The 25440-nt window shown below is 72.0% G+C and carries 23 protein-coding genes; 13 read left to right on the top strand and 10 right to left on the bottom strand.

All coding sequences use genetic code 11. The features are described from left to right. Positions 1-164: 164 nt before the first annotated feature. Entirely contained in the window at positions 165-1037 is an 873-nt protein-coding gene (locus ACEZHJ_RS07990) for an ATP-binding protein (protein WP_018719409.1), read from the bottom strand. Positions 1038-1134: 97 nt separating this feature from the next. On the opposite strand from ACEZHJ_RS07990, the gene ACEZHJ_RS07995 reads away from it, so the two are divergent. Both ACEZHJ_RS07995 and ACEZHJ_RS08000 read left to right on the top strand, forming a co-directional pair. Further along, positions 1135-1695, top strand: coding sequence for a gamma-glutamylcyclotransferase family protein (locus ACEZHJ_RS07995; protein ID WP_018719408.1), 561 nt, complete (start codon positions 1135-1137; stop codon positions 1693-1695). Between the two features lie 6 nt (positions 1696-1701). After that, positions 1702-2013, top strand: coding sequence for a DUF2007 domain-containing protein (locus ACEZHJ_RS08000; protein WP_018719407.1), 312 nt, complete (start codon positions 1702-1704; stop codon positions 2011-2013). A gap of 18 nt (positions 2014-2031) precedes the next feature. Here the strand turns inward: ACEZHJ_RS08000 and ACEZHJ_RS08005 are convergent, their stop codons facing one another. Further along, complete coding sequence (locus ACEZHJ_RS08005; protein ID WP_018719406.1) at positions 2032-2904, bottom strand: glycine betaine ABC transporter substrate-binding protein; 873 nt, start codon at positions 2902-2904, stop codon at positions 2032-2034. A 145-nt stretch (positions 2905-3049) separates the two neighbouring features. On the opposite strand from ACEZHJ_RS08005, the gene ACEZHJ_RS08010 reads away from it, so the two are divergent. Both ACEZHJ_RS08010 and ACEZHJ_RS08015 read left to right on the top strand, forming a co-directional pair. Next, positions 3050-4957, top strand: coding sequence for an ATP-binding cassette domain-containing protein (locus tag ACEZHJ_RS08010; protein WP_018719405.1), 1908 nt, complete (start codon positions 3050-3052; stop codon positions 4955-4957). After that, on the top strand, positions 4954-5742 hold the full coding sequence (locus ACEZHJ_RS08015) for a pseudouridine synthase (protein ID WP_375036410.1): 789 nt from the start codon (positions 4954-4956) through the stop codon (positions 5740-5742). Before ACEZHJ_RS08010 ends, ACEZHJ_RS08015 begins: the two co-directional genes overlap by 4 nt. Here the strand turns inward: ACEZHJ_RS08015 and ACEZHJ_RS08020 are convergent. Genes ACEZHJ_RS08020 through ACEZHJ_RS08035 form a run of 4 tightly spaced genes read right to left on the bottom strand, consistent with a single transcriptional unit; the run spans position 5706 to position 10091 of the window. Then, entirely contained in the window at positions 5706-6722 is a 1017-nt protein-coding gene (locus ACEZHJ_RS08020) for an ABC transporter ATP-binding protein (protein ID WP_375036411.1), read from the bottom strand. The two genes, ACEZHJ_RS08015 and ACEZHJ_RS08020, sit on opposite strands and share 37 nt — an antisense overlap. After that, a complete protein-coding gene (locus ACEZHJ_RS08025) occupies positions 6722-8242 on the bottom strand; it encodes an iron ABC transporter permease (RefSeq protein WP_375036412.1) in 1521 nt (506 codons plus the stop codon). Before ACEZHJ_RS08025 ends, ACEZHJ_RS08020 begins: the two co-directional genes overlap by 1 nt. Continuing rightward, entirely contained in the window at positions 8239-9288 is a 1050-nt protein-coding gene (locus ACEZHJ_RS08030; protein ID WP_375036413.1) for an ABC transporter substrate-binding protein, read from the bottom strand. Before ACEZHJ_RS08030 ends, ACEZHJ_RS08025 begins: the two co-directional genes overlap by 4 nt. Positions 9289-9290: 2 nt before the next feature. After that, positions 9291-10091: a hypothetical protein gene (locus tag ACEZHJ_RS08035; RefSeq protein ID WP_163142931.1), complete on the bottom strand. Its 801-nt coding sequence runs from the start codon at positions 10089-10091 to the stop codon at positions 9291-9293. Between the two features lie 156 nt (positions 10092-10247). On the opposite strand from ACEZHJ_RS08035, the gene ACEZHJ_RS08040 reads away from it, so the two are divergent. Together ACEZHJ_RS08040 and ACEZHJ_RS08045 are read left to right on the top strand one after the other, a co-directional pair. Beyond that, on the top strand, positions 10248-11153 hold the full coding sequence (locus ACEZHJ_RS08040) for a CHAD domain-containing protein (protein ID WP_163142935.1): 906 nt from the start codon (positions 10248-10250) through the stop codon (positions 11151-11153). Between the two features lie 152 nt (positions 11154-11305). Next, a complete protein-coding gene (locus ACEZHJ_RS08045; RefSeq protein ID WP_375036414.1) occupies positions 11306-12052 on the top strand; it encodes a ParA family protein in 747 nt (248 codons plus the stop codon). Positions 12053-12068: 16 nt separating this feature from the next. Here ACEZHJ_RS08045 and ACEZHJ_RS08050 read toward each other — a convergent pair whose 3' ends face one another. Further along, complete coding sequence (locus ACEZHJ_RS08050) at positions 12069-14447, bottom strand: YbcC family protein (RefSeq protein WP_375036415.1); 2379 nt, start codon at positions 14445-14447, stop codon at positions 12069-12071. Next, the gene (locus tag ACEZHJ_RS08055; RefSeq protein WP_375036416.1) at positions 14444-16000 is read right to left on the bottom strand and encodes an NADH-quinone oxidoreductase subunit L; all 1557 of its coding nucleotides are present in this window, start codon (positions 15998-16000) and stop codon (positions 14444-14446) included. The genes ACEZHJ_RS08050 and ACEZHJ_RS08055 overlap by 4 nt, the downstream gene beginning before the upstream one ends. Before the next feature lie 99 nt (positions 16001-16099). On the opposite strand from ACEZHJ_RS08055, the gene ACEZHJ_RS08060 reads away from it, so the two are divergent. The 4 genes from ACEZHJ_RS08060 to ACEZHJ_RS08075 all read left to right on the top strand — a co-directional run bounded on the left by ACEZHJ_RS08060 (position 16100) and on the right by ACEZHJ_RS08075 (position 18789). After that, entirely contained in the window at positions 16100-16993 is an 894-nt protein-coding gene (locus ACEZHJ_RS08060) for a LysR family transcriptional regulator (RefSeq protein WP_259201347.1), read from the top strand. A 63-nt stretch (positions 16994-17056) separates the two neighbouring features. After that, a complete protein-coding gene (gene can, locus ACEZHJ_RS08065) occupies positions 17057-17698 on the top strand; it encodes a carbonate dehydratase (protein WP_163143671.1) in 642 nt (213 codons plus the stop codon). A 90-nt stretch (positions 17699-17788) separates the two neighbouring features. Next, positions 17789-18301: a Slp family lipoprotein gene (locus tag ACEZHJ_RS08070; protein WP_259201357.1), complete on the top strand. Its 513-nt coding sequence runs from the start codon at positions 17789-17791 to the stop codon at positions 18299-18301. After that, positions 18262-18789 carry a Slp/YeaY family lipoprotein gene (locus ACEZHJ_RS08075; protein WP_163143432.1) on the top strand — a complete coding sequence of 176 codons (528 nt, stop codon included), beginning with the start codon at positions 18262-18264 and terminating at the stop codon, positions 18787-18789. Before ACEZHJ_RS08070 ends, ACEZHJ_RS08075 begins: the two co-directional genes overlap by 40 nt. Positions 18790-19013: 224 nt before the next feature. On the opposite strand, the gene ACEZHJ_RS08080 is transcribed toward ACEZHJ_RS08075, so the two are convergent. Together ACEZHJ_RS08080 and ACEZHJ_RS08085 are read right to left on the bottom strand one after the other, a co-directional pair. Beyond that, positions 19014-19607: a LysE family translocator gene (locus ACEZHJ_RS08080; RefSeq protein ID WP_259201364.1), complete on the bottom strand. Its 594-nt coding sequence runs from the start codon at positions 19605-19607 to the stop codon at positions 19014-19016. Next, positions 19604-20326 carry an alanyl-tRNA editing protein gene (locus ACEZHJ_RS08085; protein ID WP_163143450.1) on the bottom strand — a complete coding sequence of 241 codons (723 nt, stop codon included), beginning with the start codon at positions 20324-20326 and terminating at the stop codon, positions 19604-19606. The genes ACEZHJ_RS08080 and ACEZHJ_RS08085 overlap by 4 nt, the downstream gene beginning before the upstream one ends. 118 nt (positions 20327-20444) lie before the next feature. On the opposite strand from ACEZHJ_RS08085, the gene ACEZHJ_RS08090 reads away from it, so the two are divergent. The 3 genes from ACEZHJ_RS08090 to fadJ all read left to right on the top strand — a co-directional run bounded on the left by ACEZHJ_RS08090 (position 20445) and on the right by fadJ (position 25388). Then, complete coding sequence (locus tag ACEZHJ_RS08090; RefSeq protein ID WP_375036417.1) at positions 20445-21842, top strand: PLP-dependent aminotransferase family protein; 1398 nt, start codon at positions 20445-20447, stop codon at positions 21840-21842. Between the two features lie 79 nt (positions 21843-21921). Next, positions 21922-23238 (top strand): acetyl-CoA C-acyltransferase FadI, encoded by a 1317-nt coding sequence (gene fadI, locus ACEZHJ_RS08095; protein WP_018719388.1) that lies wholly within the window; start codon positions 21922-21924, stop codon positions 23236-23238. After that, positions 23235-25388, top strand: a complete 2154-nt coding sequence (gene fadJ / locus ACEZHJ_RS08100; RefSeq protein WP_375036418.1) for a fatty acid oxidation complex subunit alpha FadJ — start codon at positions 23235-23237, stop codon at positions 25386-25388. The genes fadI and fadJ overlap by 4 nt, the downstream gene beginning before the upstream one ends. Positions 25389-25440: the final 52 nt, after the last annotated feature.

A 25440-nucleotide genomic window follows, 5' to 3' on the forward strand; every position in this document is an offset into this window, starting at 1 on the left:
CATGCAGCTGATGTCCCGCCATGACCGTGCAGGCGTGCGAGAGTTCGGGTAGGTCGTGCGCCGAAGGCGTGCGACGTCTCGCCGGCCGGTTCGTGCGCGCCTGAGACGCATTCAGCCGGACGGCGCACCGTAGTGAGAACTGCTGCCCTGAATCCGGGGTGCCTTCACTCGCCGCCGAGCGCCGTGCGCCCGGCGTGGTCGCGGGCGAACTGCCAGGCGACACGGCCGCTGCGTGAGCCACGGGCGAGGGCATAGCGCAGTGCCTCGGCGCGCACCGCCTCCTCGTCGCGGGTGTCGGCGCCCAGCGTCTCCAGCCAGGCGAAGCAGATGTCCAGGTAGCGCTGCTGGTCGAAGGGGTAGAACGACAGCCACAGGCCGAAGCGCTCGGACAGCGAGATGCGCTCCTCGACCGCCTCGCCGTGGTGAATCTCGCCGTCGACGTTGCGCGCCTGCTCGTTGTCGGCCATGTACTCCGGCAGCAGGTGGCGGCGGTTGGAGGTCGCGTACACCAGCACGTTCGCCGGGGCGGCGGCCAGCGAGCCGTCGAGCACCGCCTTGAGCGCCTTGTAGCTGGCGTCGTCCGCCTCGAAGGAGAGGTCGTCGCAGAAGATCACGAACCGCTCCGGGCGGTCGTGGAGCAGGGCCACGATGTCCGGCAGGTCCACCAGGTGGTGGGCGTCGACCTCGATCACCCGCAGCCCCTCGCCGGCGTGCTCGGTGAGCAGCGCCTTGACCAGCGACGACTTGCCCGTGCCCCGCGAGCCCCAGAGCAGGGCGTTATTGGCCGGCAGGCCGGCCAGGAACTGCCGCGTGTTGCGCTGGAGCTCGTCGCGCTGGCGGTCGATGTTGCGCAGGTTCCCCAGGCGCAGCTCCTGCGGATGGTCGATCGGCTCGAGGTAGCCGTGGCTATTGCGGTGACGCCAGCGGAACGCGACGCTCGCGTCCCAGTCGGGTGCCGCGGTGGCGGGCGGGAGGACGGGGTCGAGGCGTTCGAGCAGCTGCTCCAGGGCGTCGGCGAGGCGGGCGGTGGGGTCCATGTGGCTGCGTTCCTCGTGTTCTGTCAGACTCGACGGGCGATCCATTCTGGCACATCACGGCGGCCCTGGCGGCGGGCCTCCGGCATCCGGAGAGGGCATGAGCGAGCGCGGCACCAATCTTTACTTCGCCTACGGGTCGAACCTGCATCCCCTGCGCCTGGGGCTGCGCACGCCGCAGTGCCGGCAGCTCGGCACCGCGACCCTGTCCGGCTATCGCCTGCGCTTCCACAAGCGCAGCGACGGTGACGGCTCCGCCAAGGCGGACGCGCACCGCACCGGCGAGGCGGCGGATCGTGTGCACGGCGTGGTCTACGCCATGGCCGACGACGAGATCCCGGTGCTCGACGACATCGAGGGCCTGGGCCCCGGGGGCTACGAGGTCCGCACGGAGACGCTCACCCTGGGCGGCGAGCCCCGCATGGTCTTCCTCTACACCGCCGTGACCAGCCATGTCGATCCCCATGGCCGGCCGTTCGCCTGGTACCGCGACCTCGTCTGGCACGGGGCGCGATGGCAGGGCTTCCCCGGCGACTACGTCGCGGCGATCGGGGCCGTTGCCGCCGGCGACGACCCGGACCCGGCACGCCGGGCGAAAAACGAGCGCCTGCTCGAGGCGATGCCCGGGTGGCATCCGGATCATGGCTACCACCTGCCCTGAGTCGCCATGCAACGCGTCTATACCGACAGCGACCCGCTGATCGTCGGCCACCTTGCGGAGGTGCTCCGTGGGCGCGGCATCGTGTGCATGGTGCGCAACTATTACCTCGGCGGCGGGGTGGGCGACCTGCCGCCTACGGAGGTCTGGCCCCAGCTCTGGGTGGAGCGGGACGAGGACGAGGCCGTGGCCCGGCGGCTCATCGACGAGGTGCTGTCCAACCACGACTCGGACGGGCCGGCGTGGGTGTGTCCGGGCTGCGGTGAGCGTGTCGAGGGACAGTTCGCGGCGTGCTGGCGCTGCGGGAGCCCGGCCCCGTGACGGGGCCGGGCGCGCGGATCACTCCATCCGGCCGGTGATCCAGTAGTTCACCCGTTTGGGGTGGTTCTCCACGTACTTGGCGGCGGCTTCCTCGTAGGAGGTCTGGCGCGCCTCGTACATGGCGCTCTGCAGATCGTCGATGGGCATCCACACCCGCGCGAGCATCGAGGCGACCTCGGGGTTGTCCTGGTAGAAGCCCTTGCGCGCGATCTTGTGCACGCGCTCGTAGGAGCCGAGCACACCCTTCGGATCGTCGATGTAGCGGATGTCGAAGGCGCCGAACATCCAGTGCGGGCTCCAGCCGGTAGCCACGATCCACTCCTTGCGGTCGATGGCGCGCTTGAGCGCGGCGGTCATGCCGGCGCCGCTGGAGAGCTGGAGGTTGTAGTCGTCGAGGCCGTAGTCCTTGATCGCCTTCTTGGACAGGCGGGTGAGGCCGGCGCCCGGATCGATGCCCGTGATGGTGCCGTCGAGCTTGTCGCGCACCTCGGGGTCGGAGAGGTCGTCGATGGAGTCGATCTTGTCCTCCGGGACGTAGCTCGGCACGACCCAGCCCAGCTTGGCGTGGTCGTAGATGAACCCGAGGTTGACCACGTCATCGCGGACCTTGTCCATGTAGTCCGAGTGGGTGGAGGGCAGCCACACGACGGTCATCACGTCCACGTCGCCGTTGGCCACGCCCTGGTAGAGCGGCGCGATGTCGGTCTGCACCAGCTCCACGTCCTGGTCCATCTTCTCTTCGAGCACGTGAGCGATGATCTTGGTGGTCATCTCGTTGCTCGACCACGCGGCCCAGCCGATGGTGACCGGCTCGTCGGCGGCCGTCGCCGGTGCGGCGATCCCCGCGGCCATGGCCGTTGCGGCGGCAATGCCGGCAAGACGCTTCCACATGGTTTGGCTCCTTTCTAATGGGTTGTTATTGACGCCGTGGACGCCAATGCCCGGGAACCTAGCACGGGTTGCGCATCGCCCCGGTTTTCAGGTGTCATGTCCGGTTACTTTGAATCCGCGCCCAGCCCGGGTACATTGCCGCGCCATGATCAGCCTGCGTGACATCACCCTGCGTCGCGGCCCCGAGCCGCTGCTCGAGTACACCGGTGTGACCATCCACGCCGGCCACAAGATCGGGCTCGTCGGTGCCAACGGCACCGGCAAGTCCACGCTGTTCTCGCTGCTTCGTGGCGAGATGGGGCTGGACGCCGGCGAGATGTCGGTGCCGCGGGACTGGGTGATCGCCCACATGGCCCAGGAGACCCCGGCGCTGGAACGTCCGGCGCTGGAGTTCGTGCTCGACGGCGATACGGCCTTCCGGGCGGCGGAGCGTGCCGTGGCCGAGGCGGAGGTCGGTGACGACGGCGAGGCCATCGCACGCGCCCATGCGCGCTACGAGAACGCCTCCGGCTACACCGCCCACGCCCGCGCGGGCGAGCTGCTGGACGGCCTCGGCTTCCCCGCCGAGCAGCACGGCTGGCCCGTCGCGCGGTTCTCCGGCGGCTGGCGGGTGAGGCTCAACCTTGCCCAGGCGCTGATGAGCCGCAGCGACCTGCTGCTCCTCGACGAGCCCACCAACCACCTCGACCTGGAGGCGGTGCTGTGGCTGGAGCAGTGGCTGCGCGCCTACCCGGGCACGCTCATGCTCATCTCCCACGACCGCGATTTCCTCGACGCCGTCGTCGACGAGATCGTGCACATCGAGCACCGCCAGCTCACGCTCTACCGCGGCGGCTACAGCGATTTCGAGACCCAGCGCGCCGAGCGGCTGGCCCAGCAGCAGGCGCTCTACGAGAAGCAGCAGCGCGAGATCGCCCACCTCCAGCGTTTCATCGACCGCTTCCGCGCCCAGGCCAACAAGGCCCGCGCCGCCCAGAGCCGGGTCAAGGCGCTTGAGCGCATGGAGCGCATCGCGCCGGCCCACGTGGACTCGCCGTTCCATTTCGACTTCCCGGAGCCGCCGGCGGCGGCGAATCCTTTGCTGAGCATGGACGGCGTGAGCCTGGGCTACGGCGGGGCGCCGTTGCTCTCCGGTATCGACCTCGGCCTGCGTCCGGGCGGACGCATCGGTCTGCTCGGGCCCAACGGGGCGGGCAAGTCCACCCTGATCCGCGCCCTTGCCGGCGAGATGGCGCCCCTCGCCGGCCGCATGACCCGGGCGCGCAACCTCCGCGTGGGCTACTTCGCCCAGCACCAGCTCGAGCAGCTGGACCCGGAGGCCAGCCCGGTGCTGCACCTGGCTCGGCTGGCGCCGGATGCCCTGGAGCAGACCCTGCGGGACTTCCTCGGCGGGTTCGGCTTCCACGGCGACCAGGCCACCGAGCCGGTGGCGCCGCTCTCCGGTGGCGAGAAGGCGCGGCTGGTGCTGGCGCTGCTGGTTTGGCAGGCCCCGAACCTGCTGCTCCTCGACGAGCCCACCAACCACCTGGACCTGGAGATGCGCCACGCCCTGACCCTGGCACTCCAGGGCTTCGACGGCGCCGTGGTGACGGTTTCCCACGACCGCCACCTGCTCAACAGCACGGTGGACGACTTCCTCCTCGTCGCCGACGGCGGCGTGCGGCCCTTCGACGGCGGCCTCCAGGCCTACCAGGGCTGGCTGGCGGAGCGCCGCCGCGGCGGGCGGAGCCTCGCCGAGGAAACCCCGGCCGGCGGGCGCAGCGCCGCGGACCGCAAGGCCGAGCGCCAGCGTGCCGCCGAGCGCCGCCGCGCGATGAAGCCGCTGCGGGATCGCGTCCAGCGCCTGGTTCGGGAGATCGAGCGCGCCTCCGCGCGTCTCGCCGAGCTGGAGACGGCGCTGGCGGACCCGGCCCTCTACGAGGCGGATGGCAAGGAGCGGCTCAACGAGCTGCTGCGCGAGCAGGGGGATCTCCGCCGTCGCCACGACGAGCTCGAGGCCGAGTGGATGGAGGCCGAGTCCGAGCTGGAGGCCGCGGAAGCGGACGCGGGGTGAGCCTCGCCACCGCGGAGGCGTCCCGCGCCGTGACCATCCTCTACCGTGACGAGTCGCTGGTCGCGGTCAGCAAGCCCTCGGGCCTGCTGGTGCACCGCACCGAGCTCGACCGCGAGCGCGATGTCGCGCTCCAGCGCGTGCGCGATGCCCTCGGCCAGCGGGTCTACCCGGTGCACCGCCTGGACCGGGCGACCTCCGGGGTGCTGGTGTTCGCGTTGACCCCGGCGGTGGCGGGGTGTCTCGCGGCGTCGTTCCGCGGCCGCGACGTCGCCAAGGACTACCTCGCCGTGGTCCGCGGCTGGGCGCCGGAGGTCGGCGAGGTCGACCGGCCGGTCCCCCGGGAGAAGGGCGGCGAGAAGCGCCCGGCGCTGACCCGCTTCCGGCGCCTCGCCACTGTCGAGCTGCCCATTCCGGTGGACCGCTATCCCGCCGCGCGCTACTCGCTGGTGCGCGTCGTCCCGCTCACCGGGCGGCGGCACCAGATCCGTCGTCACATGGAGCGGGCGAACCACCCGCTGGTCGGCGACACCACCTACGGCCACGGGCCGCACAACCGGCTGTTCCGTGACCACCTGGACAGCCACCGCCTGCTCCTGCACGCGTGGCGTATCGCCTTCCCGCACCCGGTGGACGGCACGCCGTGCCAGATCACCGCGTCGCCGGCCGCGGACTTCGCGGACGTCTGTGCCGCGCTCGGCTGGCCGCTGTCCGGATTGCTGGCGGATACCGGCCCGGTGGGCGGCGGGGCTCAGGCGGACTCGCGGGGAAACGCGGCCAGGGGGTGACCGGCGGTGATCCGTGCGCTGACCCGCTCCCCCGGGGCCAGGTGGGTCTCGTGGTTGGTGCGGACCTTGAGCAGCGGGCCGTCGTCCAGGCGCGCCGCGTACAGCCGCGTGCCGCCCTCGTAGCGGGACCACTCGACCGCGGCATTGGTGTCGCCGTCGGCCGCCAGGGTGACGTCGTCGGGGCGCAGGAGTACGTCCACCGGGCCGTCCCCGCTGTCCCCGGCCCGGGCAGTGCCGGCGCCGAGCAGGGTCCGCAGCTCGTCGCCGCGGCGCTCGCCGGGCAGGAACACCGCCTCGCCGAGGAACTGCGCGACGAAACGGCTGGCGGGGGCGCTGAAGCACTGTTCCGGCGGGCCGAGCTGCTCCAGCCGGCCGGTGCGCATGATGCCCACGCGGTCGCCGATGGACAGGGCCTCGTCCTGGTCGTGGGTGACCCAAAGCGCCCCCACGCCGGCCTCCTTGAGTGCCGCCCGGATCTCCCAGCGCAGCTCCGCCTTCAGCGCCGCGTCGAGGTTGGAGAGGGGCTCGTCGAGGAGGATCAGCGACGGCTCGTGGGCGAGCGAGCGCGCCAGCGCGACGCGCTGCTTCTGCCCGCCCGAGAGGGTGTCCGGATAGGCGTCGGCGAGTGTCTCGATGCCGAGCACCCGCATCCAGTGCGTCACCCGGGCGCGGTCGCGCACGCGAAAGCCGATGTTCTCGGCCACGGACAGGTGGGGGAACAGCGCGAAGTCCTGGAACACCAGGCCGGTGCGGCGCTTCTCCGGGGGCACGAAGCGGTCGCGGTCGACGTGCACCCCGTCGATCTCCAGCGTCCCGGCACTTGGGCGCTCGAGCCCCGCGACCACGCGCAGCGTGGTGGTCTTGCCGCAGCCCGTGGGGCCGACCAGGGTGAGGATCTCGCCGTCATCGAGCTCGAAGCTCACGTCGTCGAGGACGGTGGTCCGCCCGTAGCGGACACACAGATTGCGAACCGCCAGCATCAGCGTTGCCTGTCTCTTGCCGGTGCGTTGTCGATGCGTTGCTCGCCCGCCGTCATGACCAGCAGCGCCAGCCCGGAGACCAGGACCAGCAGCAGCCCGGGCACCGCGGCGCGACCGAAGTAGCCGGCCTCGTAGACCCGCCACAGCTCCGTGGCGAGGGATTCGAACCCGGTGGGTCGCAGCAGGAGGGTGGCGGGGAGCTCACGCATGACCTCCAGGAACACCAGCGCCGCACCGGCGATGATTCCCCGCAGCGTCAGCGGCAGGGTGACGCGCCGGAACGCCTCCGCCGGCGTGGCGCCGAGGCTGCGCGCCGCGCCCACCAGGTTGCGGTCCAGGCGTTCGTTGGTCGAGCGCACGGCGCCGACCGCGAGCGGCAGGAATCGTAGCATATACGCGAGGATCAGCAGGGCCAGGGTCTGGTAGAGGAAGGGCACGCGCAGGCCGACGTAGACCAGCGCCGTGCCCATGACGATTCCGGGGATGCCGAAGCCCAGGTACGTGACCCGTTCGAGGCCGCGGCCGACGCGGCCGGCGGAGGCGGCGTAGGCGACCGGGAGGGCGATGATGACCGTCCCGGCGGCGGCCAGCGCGGCCGTGTAGGCGGAATTCAGGGCGATCGCCGGGTCGAAGCCGGCAGTGCCCTCGCGTGCGAGCCACGCCCCGAAGACCGCCAGCGGCAGACCGATGGCGGCGGCGAGCACCAGCGCGGCGGGTACCAGGACCGCCGTCGTGGGTAGCGCCCGCAGACGCAGGCTGAGCGCTCGACCCGGGCGCTCGCGCTCGCTGCCCACGCGGGATTCGAGGAACAGCACCACCGCGACCAGGGTCAGCAGCTGCAGTGACAGCAGGGCCGCGCGGGAGAGGCCGAAGGCGTTGTACTCGATGAAGATGACCCGGGTGAAGGTGTCGACCTGCATGATCGCCGGCGTGGCGAAGTCCGAGAGGGTGTACAGCGCCGAGAGCAGCGCCCCTGCGGCGATGCCGTTGCGCACCCGCGGCAGCACCACGCGCAGCAGTGCCATGGGCAGGGACAGGCCCAGGGTCCGGGCGGCGTCCACGAGCCCGGCGTCGAGCCCCCGCAGCGAGGCCCGCGTGGTCAGCAGCACGAACGGGTAGGTGTAGAGCGCCATGACCAGCGCCGCGCCCCACAGGCCCCGTACCGGCGGGGTGGTGAGACCCAGCAGGTGCTCGATCTCGCCCCCCGGGCCGAACGCGGCGAACAGCGCGAACGCGCCGATATAGCTCGGCATCGCCAGCGGGGCCGTGAGGGCGACGAGCCAGAACCGGCGCAGCGGCAGCTCGACGCAGGCGCTCGCCACCGCCAGCGGCACGCCGATGAGCACCGCGCCGGCGACGCTCAGACCGGTGAGCAGGGCGGTCTCGCCGAGGATGCCCAGCGCGCGGGGGCTCAGCGCCGGGCCGGCCCCCACGCCCAGATAGAGCAGTACCGCCACCGGCAGCAGCGCCGCCGCGGCGACCACTGCCGCCAGGGGATAGGAGAGTGGCGCCCGCCTCACAGCACCCCGACGTCACGCATCAGGGCGAGGGTGGGCTGGAGCTCCGAGAGCCGGGTGAGGTCCATGTCCGGCGGCTGGATCCGCGAGAGCGGCGGCAGGCCCTCGGGCATGTCCACGCCGGAGACCAGCGGGATCTCGTAGGCCTCGCGGGCGAGGTAGCCCTGGACCTCGCGTGTGAGCAGGTAGCGCACGAAGTTGAAGGCCGTCTCCCCGGGGTTCAGCACCATGGCGCCCGCGGCATTGAGCAGCGAGCCGGCGTCGCCGCGGGTGAACGCCAGCGCCACCGAGGCCTCCGGCATGCCCGCCTTCAGCCGCAGGGTGTAGTAGTGGTTGGCGAGCCCCAGGTCCACCTCGCCGCGCTCGGTGGCCATGACCACGCCGAGCTCGCCGGCGTAGCTGCTGGCCCTGGCCTGCATCCCCCGCAGCCATTCCCGGGTGCGGGCATCGCCCTCGGTCAGGCGCATGGCGGTGACGAACGACTGGAACGAGCCGTACGCCGGTGCCCAGCCAATGCGCAGGTCGGTCTCCGGCAGTGCCATGATGTCCTCGGGGATGGCGGCCGGGTCCACCCGCTCGGTGTTGTAGGGCAGGGTGCGGACCCGCCCGGTGACCGGGGCCCAGCCCGGATAGCGGAACGACGGGCGCAGGAAGGCGTGGATATCGTCGGGGATCGGACGGGCGGCGCCGGTATCCGCCACCAGTCCGAGTGAGCCCGAATCCACCGCCCAGAACACGTCGGCACGCTGGATGCCGGCCTCGTGCTCGGCGGTGATCGTGTTGGCGAGCGCCGCCGAGGGGCCGCGCCGGAGGTTCAGCGTCAGTGACGGGTTCCGTTTGCGGATGGCGTCCATCACGTTCTCGTAGAGCCCGCCCTCGCCGCGGCCGAGGTAGACGGTGAGCTCGCCCTCCAGCGGGGGCAGCTCGTCCACCGACACGGCGGTGCGGGCGGCACTGCCGGCCCCCGGCGTGGTGGCGGCGAGGGCCCGCAGGGGCCCGCCCATCACGCCCAGTGCCGTCAGGGCCTGGAGGAATCGCCGCCGCTGCATGCTCAGAACACCTTTTCCTTGTCGTCGCCCGCCTTGGCCGCGAGGCCCTCCGCGCGCTCGAGCTTCTCCTTCATCGCGTCCACCGCCCCACGGAGCTCGGAGAGCTCGGCGCCCTGGTCGATCAGCCGGGGCAGCGTCACGTTGAAGGCCTTCTCCAGCGCCTCGACGAGCTCGGCGTCCTGCTCGATGAGCAGTCCCTCGATGCCCTCGAAGCGCTCCATGTACGTGCTGTGCACGAGTTCCCTGGCCTCCTTCGTCTCGCCCTCGGCATACTCGGCGACAACGCGGTCGAGATTGTGTTCGATCTCCCCGATCGTTGCCACCGGCCCGGACGCGCCGTGCCCGTGTTCCTCCTGCCCGCCGCGCTTCTGCTGCATCGCGGCCAGGCGTACGGCGCCCACGCCCTGCCAGAGCGCGTGATCCAGTGCGTCCACCTGCTCGCGGACGGCCTCGTCCGGGCGCTCCTTCTCGATGGCCTCCTTGACGCCGTAGATGCCCTGCCAGATCGATGAGTAGATCGTGGCGGCGGTGGTCTCGACGGCGGCGTGCAGCTTCACGGACTCCCATTTGTCGATCAGGGCCTGGGGATCCGCTGCTTCGCCCCTGGCGTAGGCATCGGCGAGGCCGCTGGCGGTCTCGGTCATGGCGCGGGCGTCCGAGACATAGGTGTCGATGTGCTCGTGCATCGCCTTGACGTGTTCGCCGGCTTCACCGTCGGCCTGGACGGCGCTGCTGAACAGGGCGCCGGCGGCCAGCGCCGCGGTCGCGATGGTGCAGAGCGTGCGGCCGGTTCGGTTGGTCATCGGGGCGTCCTCCGTCAGTGGATCGTTAATCGCGTGATTGAGGATGATAACGATTCTGTTTCTCTGGAAGAAGCCCCCAGCGCTGCGCTGTAACAGTGCGCGCCACGTAAATGGTTAGAATGTGACGAGACGCATGACCGGAATGACGTACAGGCCATGAGCAGCGGATATCGCATCGATCCACGCCGCGGTGCCGACGACGAGGTCCGGCGGGTCGTCGCGGACCGAATCGAGCGTGCCGACGAGGCGCTTGCCCTGCCCGGGGACCGGCGCGCCGAGGGCGTGCACGAGGCGCGCAAGCGGCTGAAGGAGATACGCGCCGTTGTCCGCCTGCTGCGTCCGCATCTGGGCAGGCGTTTCCGTGGCGAAAACACCCGCTACCGTGACATCGCCCGGGGGCTGTCGGGCATGCGCGACGCCGCCGCCCTGGTGGAATGCTGGGACGCCCTCGCCGCCGACGAGCCCCGCCGGTTCTCCAGTACGGCGATGCAGCGCGTGCGCGAGCGGCTGGCGGCGCGCGCCGACGAGGCGGGGCAGGGCGCGGACGCCGACGCGATCGCCGCCGCCCGGCAATCCCTCGGCGATGCGCGCGCCGCGCTGACTGATTGGCCGTTGCCGCGGGGCGGCTTCGCGCTGTTTCGCGGCGGCCTTGCCCGGACCTTCGGCGACGGCGCACGCGCGCTGGCGGCGGTGGAGAAGGGGGTTACCGACGAGCGGCTGCACGAGTGGCGCAAGCGGGTGAAGGACCACTGGTACCACACCTGCCTGTTCGAGCGCTGCTGGCCGGAGATGCTCGAGGCCCGGCGCCGGTGCCTCAAGGGACTGTCCGACGCCCTTGGCGACGACCACGACCTCGCCGTGATGCATGCGCTGATGGCCGAGGAGCCGGCGCTGTTCGGTGCCGCCGCTACCCGTGCCGCCATCGTCCGGGCCGTCTCGCGGCGCCGTACCCGGCTGACGCGTCGGGCCGTGGCGTCCGGGCGGCGCCTCTACGCCGAGGAGAGCAATGTGCTGGTGGCGCGCTGGCGCGCCTACTGGCGTTTGACCCGCAAGGGCCGATGAATGTCCGCCTCCCGCGGGGTATTCGCCCGGAGGAGAGGGCGGCATGACCGGGGAACGCATGACCCGGGCATCGTTGCCGACAGGCCGCGACGCCCCGCCCGGGACGGTCGCGGGCACCCTGAACACACTCGTACGGGACGCCGCGGAGTGACATGAACATCCTGGCACTGCACAACCTCAAGGGCGGCGTCGGCAAGACCGCCGCCGCCGTCAATCTCGCCTGGGAGGCCGGGCGCGCCGGCTGGCCGACGCTGGTCTGGGACCTGGACGCCCAGGGCGCGGCGAGCTGGTATCTCGGTGCCGACGGCGGCTTCGAGCGCAAGGCCAAGAAGCTGCTCGGCGGCAAGTCGCCGCTGGGCCGGGAGGTGCGGCCCACCCCGCACGACAACGTGGACGTGCTGCCCGCCGACCAGGCGCTCCACGAGCTCGACGACCTGCTGCGCCGGACCGCGGATTCCCGCAAGCATCTGGGCACGCTGCTGGAGCCGTTCGCCGAGCAGTACGCGCTCGTGGTGCTGGACTGCCCGCCGGGGCTGTCCCGCTTCGCCGAGCAGGTCGCGCGGGCCGCGGACCGGGTGCTGGTGCCGGTGGTGCCGAGCCCGCTGTCGCTGCGGGCGTGGACGCAGATGCGCGAGCACCTGGGCGGCAAGAAGGCGGTGCGCCGGCGGCTCTCCCCGTTCTTCAGCCTGGTGGACCGTCGCCGCCGCCTGCACCGGGACTGGCTGGCGGAGCCGCCCGCGGCCTTCGAGGGCCTGATGGCCGGTTGGATCCCCTACGCCAGCGTGGTCGAGCGCATGGGCCTGGAGCAGGCCCCGGTGGGGACGTTCGCCCCGCGCAGCGCCGCCGCCAGGGCGTATGCCGGTCTCTGGACCGAGGTCGCCGCCGGGTTCGGACGCTGATCCCCGCCCGCGGGGATCAGCCGGCGGCCGCGACCGGTGCAGCGTCCCGCTCGCCCGTCCAGGGCGTCCAGTGTCCGGCGCGGTGGTAACGCCACGCGAGCTGTCCGGACTCGTCCAGTGCCAGCAGGTGTGCCCAGCGGTTGTCGAACATCGCGCGGACGTCGTCATGGCGCCGCAGGACCCGGTCTATGGCCTCCGTCGGGGCCTCGATGACCACCGTCAGCCTCAGGGGGTGGTGGGCGGGTCGGTCGCCGTCGTGTACCGACTGCCAGGGCAGTCCGGTACGCAGCGCACCACCGTTGCCCTCGACCACGCCGATACCCCCGGTGACGTTGTGCAGGACCTTGCTGCCCCCGCCGAACGTCTCCGGCGCCACCGTCGAGCCGTAATACTGCAGGTTGATCCAGCTCGCCACGACGACCGGTGCCGTCAGGATCTGCTCGAGGACGCGGAAGCCCTCGTCATCGCGCCATTCGTAGCTGTGCAGAAAGGCCCGGCCGCCGAGGTCACGGCCACGGGTGCGGTGCCTCGGCGCCACGATGAAGGCGCTGCAGCCGGCCAGGCCCCACTCCGGGCGCAGCTCGGCCCAGTTGCGGCCCCGGGCGGCCACGTCCGACCCGTGCCTGGCCCGGGGCAGCCGCCGCGCGCGTTCGTCGCGGGCGAGTTCGCCGGCGGTGTCGAACCGCTGCGCGAGCCTCGCCAGGTCATCCCGGTGCGCGGATGACGGGGCGTCACCGTCGAAGAGCATGACCCGGTCCGAGGTGGTGTCGTGGAGCGCGCCCACGAAGAGCGTGTCCGCGGGAACCGGTATGCCGCGCCCGGCCAGCCGCGCCCTGACATCCGGGTCGTTGAGCAGGCCGGCGAGCGCCCTGGCGTTGACGTCCCCGGCGTGTCCGCCGCAGGCGCCGCACTGCAGCGTGCCGGCGTGCGGATTGTTGGTGACCCCGGCGCCATGGCCGACGAAGACCACCAGTCGGGAGAAGTTGTTCGTGAGCGACATCGTCCGCAGGACGGACTCGGCGGTCTCCGCGCGTTCCTCCGGGCCGAGACCCGGAATGTCCGGGGCGGGGGCTGCGCTGCCCTGGTGGCGCCGGTGCAGACCGAGGCTGTCGCCCAGCAGCTTGCCGGCGTAGACGGGGCCCATCGACTCCACGAACGCGAAGGACGATACGGCTGCGAGCTTGAAGCGCTTCCACGCCCGTGACGCGCGCGCCCTGATCCAGTGCCCGGCGGTCCCGCCCGTCTCCGGTGTGCGGCTCTCCAGTGCCGGGGGCACGAGCCCCGGGCAGCGTGCCTCGCAGAGGTGCGAGCCGGCCTCCCGGTGTGCCAGCGGCAGACCGAAGAATCCCGCGAAGCCCAGCGTCTGTACCGACGGCGCGACCCGTTCCAGGCAGCGCCGGAAGACCTCCGAGCGGACATCGATGCAGAATACGGCCTGGGTGTCCGGCCGGTCGTCGTCGGCCTGACTGTCCGGCGTGAGCTGTTCGGGCAGCCGGCGCTGGGCACTGCGCTCCGCGGCGTCCTGCAGCAGCGCGTCGACGATGTGCCGTTCCTGCGGGGAAACCGGCCGGGCATGGCTGGCGCAGACGTCCCGCCAGTCGGCCTCGATCGCCTCGCGGTGGTGCCGGAACAGGGCCTGCTCCCACGCCATTCGTACCGCCAGCAGCCCCACCGCGGTGCGGTCCGTGTCGTCGTTCAGCTCGGCGCGCCAGAGGCGGTAACGTGCCAGCTGCGCCCATCCGCCGAGGTCCATGAGCAGCCGGTGGTAATAGGAGGTCACCGCCTGCTCCGGTACGGCGAGGTATTGTGTGGCCGCCGTGAGGAGGGTCTCCGCGGTCGCCGGACCTTCCGCGATCTCCCGTGCGAAGCCCTGCAGCCCCGCGATCTCCGGGGTGAGGTCGCGCGTGGCCGTCTCCCGCCAGGAGACGAACGGGTCCCGGGCCGGCGGCATGGGCCACAGCGCCTGTCCCTCGTCGAAGTAGGCGGACGCCCAGGCACCGACACGCTCCTCGATGAGGGCCGGCCAGTCCGTGCCGGAGGCCCTGGCGGCCAGCTCCGCAACGCTCGGCAGCGGCCGCGGCCGCGGCTGCTCGGTCGCGGCCTTCAGGAATTCGACCGTGACGGAGCGCCAGTGCGGCGGGGCCGCTGCGAGCGCGGCCTCGAGATCCCCGTTGGTGATGCGGCCGTCGCGGATCGCCTCCAGGTGCCACGACCTCGGGGGCGTGACCGCACAGCCCGCCACCCGTTCCAGCCGCGCTATGGCGGTGGCGAGGTCGTCCCCGGTGTGACCGGCGAAGGGGTTGACGGCGATCCACCCGGTCAGCGGCCAGGATGGCGGGACGGCCCTGACCGCGTCTTCCGCGGCGCGGTTGATGCTGCCGCTGTCCAGGTTCATGACGTCGTTCTCCGGTGTGCGTGGATGTCGTCGTTCACGCGCCAGGCGCCGAGCAGCCGGTCGAGCAGGGCATTGGCGTACAGGCCGTTGGCGAGGTGGACGCGCAGGCCGGTTGCGGCCGGGTGGCAGGCCCAGAGGGGGAACAGCGTCTGCGCCACCGCCACGGCGGCGAAGCTCATCAACGCCAGGGCCATGAGCGCCCACGCGAGCGGGCCGGGCGCGGGCGGCGGTGGCAGAGTGGTCCCGGTCGCCGCGGTGGTCAGCGCGTGCAGGGCGAAGTAACCCAGCGTGGTCGCCAGGGCGTAGAGCGATGTGCGCCGGGTGAGTGCCCGGGGTGCGTGATCGGCGAAGCCCTGCGCCAGCAGGTAGGCGACGCCGAGGATCAGGATCAGTCCGAGGGCGATCACCTGGGGTGGCTTGGATTCGAGTCCGAACAGCAGGCCAACACCGATGTAGGTCGCGAGCGCCGTGGCGAAGGCGCCGCCGACCGCAGTCAGTCCCGGTACCGCCACGGGGCCCGGCCGGCGCGCCGCGGTGACCTGATCGACGCCCGAGCCGGAGGCGAGGAACGCGTGCGCCTTGTACAGCGAGTGGGCGATCAGGTGCAGCAGGGCGAGGGGGAAGAGGCCCAGGCCGCACTGCATGACCATGAAGCCCATCTGTCCCACGGTGGACCAGGCGAGCGAGGTCTTCACCGCCGGCTGGGTGAGCATCACCATCGCCCCGAACAGGGCGGTGAAGCCCCCGAGGGCCACCAGTGCCGCCATGACCAGCGGCGCCTGCAGGATGACGTCGGCGAAGCGGATCAGCAGGAAGCCGCCGGCGTTGATCACCCCCGCATGCAGCAGCGCCGAGACCGGGGTAGGGGCCTCCATGACCTCCGTGAGCCAGCCGTGGGTCGGGAACTGGGCGGATTTGAGCGCGGCGGCGAGGGCGAGCAGGAGTGCCGCCCAGCGCATGGCCGTGGTGGCGGACTCAGTGCCTGCGGCGGCCAGGATCGCGGCGATGTCGCCGCTGCCGCAGGCGACAGCCAGGATCACGGCCGCCCCGCAGAGGGCGGCGTCCCCGAGACGGGCCATCACGAACTTCTTGCGTGCCGCCAGCCGGGCCCGGCGCCGTTGCGGATAGAACAGCAGCAGCCGGTGCAGGCAGACGCTGGTGGCGATCCACGCCGCCACGAGCAGGAGCAGGTGCCCGGAGATCACCAGCAGCATCACCGACGACAGCGTGGCGCAAAGCCACCCCGTGAACGCGCCCTCGCGGGCCTCGCCGTCCATGTAGCTCGCCGTGTAGCGCAGCACCACCCAGCCGACCAAGGTAACGAGGGCGAGGAGGGAGGCGCTCACCGCATCCAGCCGGATGCCGGTGACTGTCGTCGGCCCGGACCACGCGAGGACCCCGACGGCGACCGCCGCCGCGGCAACGGCGAGCAGTGCCGCCACCTGCGCGGCGCGCGCCACCCCGAGCGGGCGCCGGCCGGGGCGCAGCAGGCCGAAAGCGGCGGCGACGGCCAGGGCTATGGGGGCCAGGGCGGGCAGGGCTTGAATGGGCATGATGGACTCTCTCGCGTGAATGCCTGGGTGTTGTACCAAGCTCCGGGAGAGATAAAAAATTCATTGTTTGCCCGTTTTAGTTAAATAAAATAGAACGGTATGCAGCAGCTCAACTATCACCACCTGCGCTATTTCTGGGCGGTGGCACACGAGGGCAGCGTCGCGGCGGCCGCGTCGCGGCTCCATGTGTCGCAGTCGGCGCTGTCGGTGCAGATCCGACGGCTGGAGGAACAGCTCGGTCACGCCCTGTTCGAACGTGCGGGCAGGCGGCTCCAGCTGACGGAGGCCGGGCGCATCGCGCTCGACTACGCGGACACCGTCTTCGCGGCGGGTGCCGAGCTCGTGAGCACGCTGCGGGGTGGCGCCGGGACCCGCCGGCGTATCCTGCGGGTCGGCGCGCTGACGACGCTGTCACGCAACTTCCAGCTGGAGCTGCTCCGCCCGCTCATCCACCGGGACGACATCGAGCTCGTGATCCGCTCGGCGGGGCGCGACGAGCTGCTTGCCGGGCTGCAGACGCACGCCCTCGACCTGGTCCTGTCCAACGAGCCCGTGCCCCGCGATGCAGGGTCGGACTGGTACAGCCAGCTGGTGGACAGCCAGCCCATCAGCATCGTCGGTCCCGCCGCTTCGGGGACGGCGCAGCTGCGTTTCCCGGACGATCTGGACGGCCTGCCGCTGGTACTGCCGAGCCTCGAGAGCGGGGTCCGGGCAAGCTTCGACCGGCTGCTGGAGTTCGCGGGCGTGCGGCCCGTGGTGCTCGCCGAGGTGGACGACATGGCCATGCTGCGCCTGGTCGCCCGTGAGGGCACCGGCTATGCGCTGGTCCCGCCGGTGGTGATACGTGACGAGCTGAATTCGGGCAGGCTGGTCGAGCGTTGCCGTGTGCCGGAGGTGCGCGAGCGCTTTTACGCGATCTTCCAGCGCCGGCAGTTCCCGAACCCGCTCGTGCGCGAGCTGCTCGACACGCTTGCAACCCCTTCCGATCAATGAATACCCCGGTCCCCGGTCTGTTATCTTGCCGTAAATGACCGTGTCGTCACCGGAGCGGGTGCTTTGAGCGACATCCTCGATCTTCTCGAGAACAACCGACGCTGGTCGGAGCGGCTGTCCAGCGAGCGGCCGGACTTCTTCTCCCGGCTGGCGCGCCAGCAGAATCCGGACTACCTCTGGATCGGCTGTTCGGACAGCCGGGTGCCCGCCAACGACATCGTCGACCTGATGCCCGGGGAGCTGTTCGTGCACCGCAACGTCGGGAACGTGGTGGTCCACAGCGACATGAATGCCATGTCGGTGCTGCAGTTCGCCGTTGAGGTGCTGCACGTGCGCCACATCATCGTCACAGGCCATTACGGCTGTGGCGGGGTCCGTGTCGCCATGGGGCACCGTCAGTTCGGGCTGATCGACAACTGGCTGCGGCACATCAGGGACGTCTATCACCTCCACGAGACGGAGCTCGACGCGATCGAGGACGAGGAGCGGCGTACCGACCGGCTCTGCGAGCTCAATGTCGTCGAGCAGGTGCGCAACGTCTGCTACACGACCATCGTGCAGAATGCCTGGGCGCGCGGGCAGACCCTGGCGGTGCACGGCTGGGTCTACGGTCTTGTAGACGGGCGGGTGAACGACCTGTCGGTGAGCGTGCGCGGGCCGGGCGAGATCGACCGCATCTACCGCATGGATCCCATCGGCGACTGAGTCCGCCGCGGCGGCGCTATACTCGGGGAACGCGCCTGTTTCGTCCCGGGTCGAAGAGGACACAGGCGCCACTCAGGGAGGGGCGGGATCATGCGCCAGCTGTTCGCCATAGTCGTCGTATCCGCCGTCATGCTCGGTGGCTGCGCCAGTGTGCCGGAGTCCCTGCAGAGCGCGCCCGCCGCCTCGCCTACGCCGGCGGATGTCCGTGCGGAGGCCGGGCGGTATACCGGCACGCGGGTGCTCTGGGGCGGGGAGGTTGCGGAGGTGATCAACGGCGAGGATGCCACCCTCCTTGCGGTGGTCGAGCACCCGCTGGACGGCAGCGCCCGGCCGAAACCGGGGGCCGCGAGCCGCGGGCGTTTCCTCGCGCGTTTCGACGGCTTCCTCGACCCGGTGGTCTACGCCCCGGGCGAGGAGATTACCGTCACCGGCCGCGTCACGGGCATCGAGGTGCGCACGGTGGGGGACTATCCCTATCGTTATCCAGTGGTTGAGGTCGGCGGCCACGAGCTCTGGCCCGAGCGGCCGCCGCCGGCGCCGCCGCCGGGGTGGTACCCCGGCTGGTGGGACTGCCATTACCCCTGGGGCTGCCCTGCGTGGTGAAACGCGCGGCCGCCGCGGCCCTGCTCGCCGGCATGCTGGCGGGCTGCGCGGCGGGGCCGGTGCGCGAGACGGGGGCGACCCGTGAGCCGCTGCCCGCCGCACTGGTCGCCGGCGGTGACGCCGTCGGCCGCGATGTGGTCTGGGGCGGACGTGTCGTCGACCGGCGCCCGGACGGGGCAGGGACCCGCCTGGAGGTCCTCGCCTTTCCGCTCCGCGGCCGTCAGCAGCCCAACGTCTACTGGGGCGAGGCCGGCGGCCGTTTCCTGGCCGTCAGCGAGCGCGTCCTGTCCACCGATGCCTATGCACCGGGGCGGCGCGTGACCGTGCGCGGCACGGTCACCGGCCTCGTGGACGTGCGCATCGGCAACTGGCGGACCCGCTGGCCCCGGTTGGCCGCCGAGGCCGTCTACGCCTGGCCCCGGGAGCGCGATCCGCAGCGCGAGCCGATACAGTTCCACCTGCCCGGGCGACCCATGTTCAGCGACTGAGCCCCGTGGGGCACGCCCGCCCTGGATATGGCCTTCCGGCAGGTTGTGCACTCGGCACCTACCCCGAAGACTGGAGGTGTGAGCCGGACCACCCCGCCAGGAGAACCGGGTGACCAACCAGGTCTGTTGATCCGGGTCCCGGGCAGAGAATGGCGGCTCGGGTAGCTCGTGCGCCGCAGGCGTGCCCGACCTACCCGAGCCGATCTTCCGCGCGCCGCGCCGCGCTAGAACGCCACCAGCCCGACACAGGCGGCGGTCAGCCCGCCCATCACCCACTGGAACCGCCGGCGCGCGCGCAGGCTGCCGAGCCAGCGGCCGATCGCGGTACCGAAGCAGGCCCAAAGGGACACGCACGGCAGGTTGATCGCCATGCAGATGGCGATCACCACCGCCGCGGAGAGCGCGTAGCCGTCGCCCGGGGCGGTGAACAGCGCCACCGCGGTCATGCCCATCACCCATACCTTGGGGTTGGCGAACTGGAACGCGAACGCCTCCGTGAACCGGATCGGGCGGGCACGCGTGCTATCGCCGGCCGGGTCCGCCGTGGCGATGCGCCAGGCGAGGTAGAGCAGGTAGCCCGCGCCGATCCAGCGCAATGCCGTGTGCACGGCGGGGTAGTGCTCGAACAGCCCGCCCAGCCCCAGCGCCACCGCCGCGGTGAGCGCACCGAAGCCCGCGGTCACGCCGAGCAGGTGCGGCACCGTCCGGCGCAGGCCGAAGCGCGCGCCGGAGGCGGTGAGCATGACGTTGTTCGGCCCCGGCGTGGCGGACAGGGCGAAGGCGAACAGCGCAGCGGCGAGGGCGTTCTCCGGGGTCATTCCACCGCCTCCGGCGCGGTCTCGTCGATCAGCACCACGCGCCGGGCACGCCGGCTCTTCTTGTGGATCCGGGCGATGCGGATGCCCGCGAGCTCGCCGGTGGCCCGCACGTGGGTGCCGCCGCAGGGCTGGCGGTCGAGCCCGTCGATGGTCACCACGCGCAGCGTCTCCCCCTCGCCCGGGGCGGCGCGGAGCGTATATTCGCCGCCCCGCGCGCCGTCCTCCTCGCCGGCATGGACGGCGCGGTTATCGCCGATCACGCGCTGGAGAGCGGCGTCGAGGTCCTCCCGGCGCAGGCCTGATTCCGGCAGATCGAAGTCGATGCGCCCGCGCCCGGCATGGATAGCGCAGCCGGTGACCGGCGCGTCGACCAGGGCGCAGAGCACGTGCAGTGCGGTGTGCATGCGCATGTGCCGGTAGCGGCGGGGCCAGTCGATGGCGAGCGTGACCGTGTCCCCGGCCTGCAGGCCGCCCGGGTCCGGGACCTGGTGACCGATGCGCAGGCGGCCGGGGAGGTAGCGGGTGTCCGTCACCCATAGGGTCGCGCCCGTGGCGGTATGCAGGGCGCCGGTGTCACCCGGCTGGCCACCGCCCTCGGCGTAGAAGCAGGTCTCGTCCAGCACGATGCCCCGTTCGGTGACCGCGACGACCCGTGCCTGTCCGTCGCGGCGATAGGCGTTCTGCTCGAAGCGTCGGCGTGTCGGGGTCGGCGTGTTCATCCCGGTTCTCCTGCGCGAAATGGTGACAATTTCAAGAACAATGAATACAATTGCATCAATCTGATCGGTATAAACAGAGAATAATTGCCAACATTCTGATGTAAAGAAGATTTTTGTAATGGATACAATCTGGGTTCCCGATCTTTCCGTTCACGCCGGCCCCCGCTACCGGGCCATCGCCGAGGCCGTTGCCCGGGCAGTCGCGGCCGGCGAGCTGGCCGTCGGCGACCGGCTGCCCACCCATCGCGCGCTGGCCGATGCCCTTGGCGTGACCGTCGGCACGGTCACGCGGGGCTATGCGGAGGCGGAGCGGCGCGGACTGGTCAGTGCGCGGGTGGGCAGCGGGACGTACGTCCGCTCGCCGCAGGACGGCTCCGGGCAGGGGTTCAGCGTCGCCCCGGCGGCGGAGGACGGTGACATCGACTTCGGTCTCGCCTTCCCTGTGCCCATGGGCCGCACGCCGGCGCTGGCCGACGCCCTGCGCGACCTGGCCGGTGACGACGCGGCGCTCGCCGAGTGTCTCGGCTATCACCCGGAGGCCGGGCTGCCGCGTCACCGAACCGAGCTGGCCCGCTGGCTGCGGGGCTGGGGCTACGGCATCGATGCCGGGCACAGCCTGATCTGCCTCGGCGCGCTGCACGGGCTCAACATGGCGCTGCAGGCTGTCGCCCGGCCCGGCGAGACGGTGGCCTCGGCGGGCCTGGTCTATCCCGGGATGATCGCCGCCGCCCGCGGGCTGGGGCTGCGGCACCTGCCGCTGGCGAGCGATGGCGAGGGTGTACAGCCGGGCGCGCTGGAGGCCGCCTGCCGCCAGCACGCTGTGCGCGCGGTCTATCTCACGCCGGATCAGAACAACCCGACCGCCGAGGTGATCCCGGGGCACCGGCGTGACGAGCTGCTGGCGGTGGCCGGGCGCCACGACGTCGCCGTGATCGAGGACGCCGTGCACCTGGTGGCCGCGGCGGAGCGCCCGAGCGCGCTGGTGGACCGGGCGCCGGAGCGGGTCATCCATATCACCGGGGTCTCCAAGGTCCTCGCCGGCGGCCTGCGGGTGGGGCTGGTGCAGGCGCCGCCGCGCTGGTTCGACGACGTCGCCCAGGCCCTGCGGGGCAACTGCTGGATGGCGCCGCCGCTGAACGCGGAGGCGGCGTGCCGCTGGATCGACTCGGGCGCGGCCGACGAGCTGGCCCGGCGGCAGCGCGAGGAGATCGCCGCCCGCCAGGCCCTGGTCGCCGAGCACTTCCAGGGTCTGGCGTTTGCCGCGCAGCCGTATGGATTCAATGTCTGGCTCCACCTGCCCGAGCCCTGGCGGGCCGACGAGTTCGCCCGCGCGTGTGCTGCCGAGGGCGTGCGCCTGAAGACCGGTGAACCCTTCGCCGTGGGTCGCCATCCGGTACCGCAGGCGGTACGGTTGGCGATCAGTGCACCGGCCGCGCGCGAGCGGGTGGCCGAGGGGCTCGCCCGGGTGCGCCGCGTGCTCGAGCGCGGGCCCGGGCGGGGCGGCGCGACCCTGTAAGGCGGGGCGGAGTTGACACGCCGCCGGTGGGCGGCGAAGCTTTCCATACGCAAGCGTATGGGCGAATCGGGAGGCCAGTGTGGCAGCGAGCAGCAGTACGCGCAGACGCCGGCGCCGGGACGACCGCGTCGCCGTGGTGGACGGCTTGCGCACCCCCTTCGCGCGGCAGCTCACCGCGTATGCCGATACCGACGCCGTGGCCCTGGGGACGATGGTCGTCAACGAGCTGGTCACCCGCATGGACCTGGATCCGGCGGTGGTGGAGCGGCTGGTCTTCGGCCAGGTGATCATCCGCCCGGAGGCGCCGAACATCGCCCGCGAGGTGGTCCTCGGCGCAGGTCTGCCCGTGACCACGGACGCCTACAGCGTCTCCCGCGCCTGTGCCACCAGCTTCCAGACCACCGCCGACGTGGCCGCGGCCATCGCCCGCGGCGAGATCGAGGCCGGTATCGCCGGCGGGGCGGACTCGGCCTCGGTGCTGCCCATCGGCGTCAGCCGACGGCTCGCCGCGGCGCTGCTCCGCGCCTCGCGGGCGAAGGACTGGCGTGGCCGGCTCGGGGCCTTCTCGGGCGTGCGCCCGCGGGATCTGGCGCCGAAGCCGCCCGCCGTGCGGGACTACACCACCGGTCTCGGCATGGGCGAGATCGCCGAGCAGATGGCCAAGACCCATCGCGTCGGTCGCGAGGCCCAGGATGCCTTCGCGGTGCGCTCACACCAGCGCGCCCACGCCGCCTGGGAGGCCGGCAGGCTGGACGGCGAGGTCATGCACGCCTTCGCCGGGCGGGAGCAGGCGCATATCCACCGGGACAACACCATCCGCGCCGACGCCTCGGAGGCGAGCCTCGCCGGGCTGCGACCGGCCTTCGATCGCCGCCACGGTACGGTGACCGCCGGCAACTCGACCCCGCTCACCGACGGTGCCGCGGCGCTGGTGCTCATGCGTGCCGACCGCGCCCGGGCGCTCGGCTATGAGCCGCTGGGCTTCATCCGCACCTCCGCCTTCTGTGCCGTGGACCCGTTCCGCGACGCCCTCATCGGCCCGAGCCACGTGACGCCCCTGGCCCTGGACCGCGCCGGCCTGACGCTCGCGGACATGGACCTCGTCGACATCCACGAGGCCTTCGCCGCGCAGACCCTGGCGAACCTGCAGTACTGGGACGACCCGGATTTCGCCCGGGACTGGCTCGGGCGCGACGCCCCCATCGGCGAGGTGGACTGGGAGCGGGTCAACGTCAACGGCGGCTCCATCGCCTTCGGCCACCCCTTCGCCGCGACCGGGGCGCGAATGATCGTCCAGACCCTGCGGGAGCTGCGCCGCCGCGGCGGCGGCACCGCACTGACCACGGCCTGCGCCGCCGGCGGACTGGCGGCGGCGATGGTGCTGGAGGCGGCATGACGGAGACGATGGAACAGGCAACGGACACACCCGCCCCCCTGCGCCTGGAGCGCCGGGACGACGGTATCGCCCGGGTGTGGATCGACTGCCCCGGGCAGAGCCAGAACACCCTCGGCGGCGATGCCGTGAACGCCGCCGGGCATATCCTCGACGAGATCGCCGCCGACGGCGGCCTGCGCGGGCTGATCTTCATCAGCGCCAAGCCGGGCTCGTTCATCGCCGGCGCGGACATCGGCATGATCCGCGCCTGCGAGAGCGCCGAGGAGGCCACGGCGGTCTCGCACACCGCCCAGCGGGTGTTCGACCGGCTCGCCGGGCTGCGGGTGCCGGTGGTGGCGGCGATCGACGGCGTCTGCCTCGGTGGCGGGCTGGAGCTCGCCATGGCCTGCGATGCCCGCATCTGCACCGACGCCGGCCATACCCGGCTCGGCCTGCCCGAGGTCCAGCTCGGGCTGTTGCCGGGGGGCGGTGGCACCCAGCGGCTGCCGCGGCTGGTGGGGCTGCCGCTGGCGCTGGACATGATGCTCACCGGCCGCCAGGTGAGTGCGCGCTCCGCCGCCCGCAGCGGCCTGGTGGACGAGGCAGTGCCCGCCGACATCCTGGAGGACGTCGCCGTCGAGCGCATCGAGGCGCTGCATGCCGGCCGTGGCCGACGGCGCGCCGGGTGGCGCGCCCGGCTCCTGCATGCGGTGCAGGCGCGCAACCCCCTCGGGCGCGCCGTCGTCTGCTCCCGGGCGCAGGAGAGTGTCCGCCGGCGTACCCACGGCAACTATCCCGCGCCGCCGCGCATCATCGAGTGCGTGCGCACCGGTCTGGCCCGGGGCATGGCCGAGGGGCTGGCGGCGGAGGCGAGCGCCTTCGGCGAGCTGGCGATGACCCCCGAGGCCGGCGAGCTCGCCGGGATCCACTTCGCCACCACGGCGATGAAGAAGGACACCGGTGCCGAGGGGGAGCCACGCACCGTGGAGCGGACCGCCGTGCTCGGCGCCGGCCTGATGGGGGCGGGGATCGCGTTCGTGACCGCCTCCCGGGCCCGGCTGCCGGTGCGTCTCTACGACGTCTCCACCGAGGGGCTCGCCCGGGGCCTGCGCCACGTGCACGAGGAGGTCCGCCGGCGCCGCGGCCGCCTGAGCGCCTACGAGGCGGGACAGGTGGGCCGCCGGGTGACCGCGACCCCCGCGCTCACCGGCTTCGGCGGTGTGGGCCTGGTGGTGGAGGCGGTGCCGGAGGAACTCGCCATCAAGCACCGCACGGTGGAGGCGGTGGAGGCCGTGACCCCGCCGGAGACGATCATCGCGAGCAACACCTCGTCGCTGCCCATCGCCCGCATCGCCGAGGCGGCGCAGCGGCCCGGCAACGTCATCGGCATGCACTATTTCTCGCCGGTGGAGCGCATGCCGCTGCTGGAGGTGATCCCCCACGCCGGCACGGATGCGGCGGTCGTCGCCACCGCCGTCGCCGTCGGCCGGGCCCAGGGCAAGACGCCGGTGGTGGTCGGCGATACCCCGGGGTTCTACGTCAACCGCATCCTCGCGCCCTACATCAACGAGGCCATCCACCTGGTCACCGAGGGCGTGGCCATCCACCACGTGGACGGCGCGCTGGTGCGTTTCGGCTTCCCGGTGGGGCCGTTCAAGCTCCTCGACGAGGTGGGCCTGGACGTCAGCGCCCACGTCGCCACGGTGCTCCACGAGGCCTACGGCGAGCGCATGCGCCCCACCGACGCGGCGCAGCGGATGATCGACGACGGCCGGCTCGGGCGCAAGTCCGGGCGCGGCTTCTACCGCTACGGCGGCCGGCGCAGCGGCAGCGAGGTCGACGAGGACGTCTACGAGCTGCTCGGCGTGCACCGTCAGCGCCTCGCCGGCGACGACGAGATCGTCCAGCGCACCGTGGGCATGCTGCTCAACGAGGCCGTGCGCTGCCTCGACGAGGGGGTGCTCCGCAATGCGCGCGACGGTGACATCGCGGCGGTGTACGGAATCGGCTTTCCGCCTTTTCGCGGCGGCCCTTTCCGCTATATTGATAGTCTGGGGGCCGGCGGGGTGCACTGGTGGCTTGAGCGCTACCGCCCGCACGGGGCACGCTTCGAGCCGGCTCCGGGGCTGGAGGGCCGTGCCTCTCGGCAGCGGCCCTTCCACGCCGCGTAGGGCGTTTTGCACGCCCCCAGGTGCGTGGGTATGCTCCATAAAGGCCTCGCGC

The sequence above is a fragment of the Arhodomonas sp. KWT2 genome (assembly GCF_041949875.1).
Lineage (GTDB): Bacteria > Pseudomonadota > Gammaproteobacteria > Nitrococcales > Nitrococcaceae > Arhodomonas > Arhodomonas aquaeolei.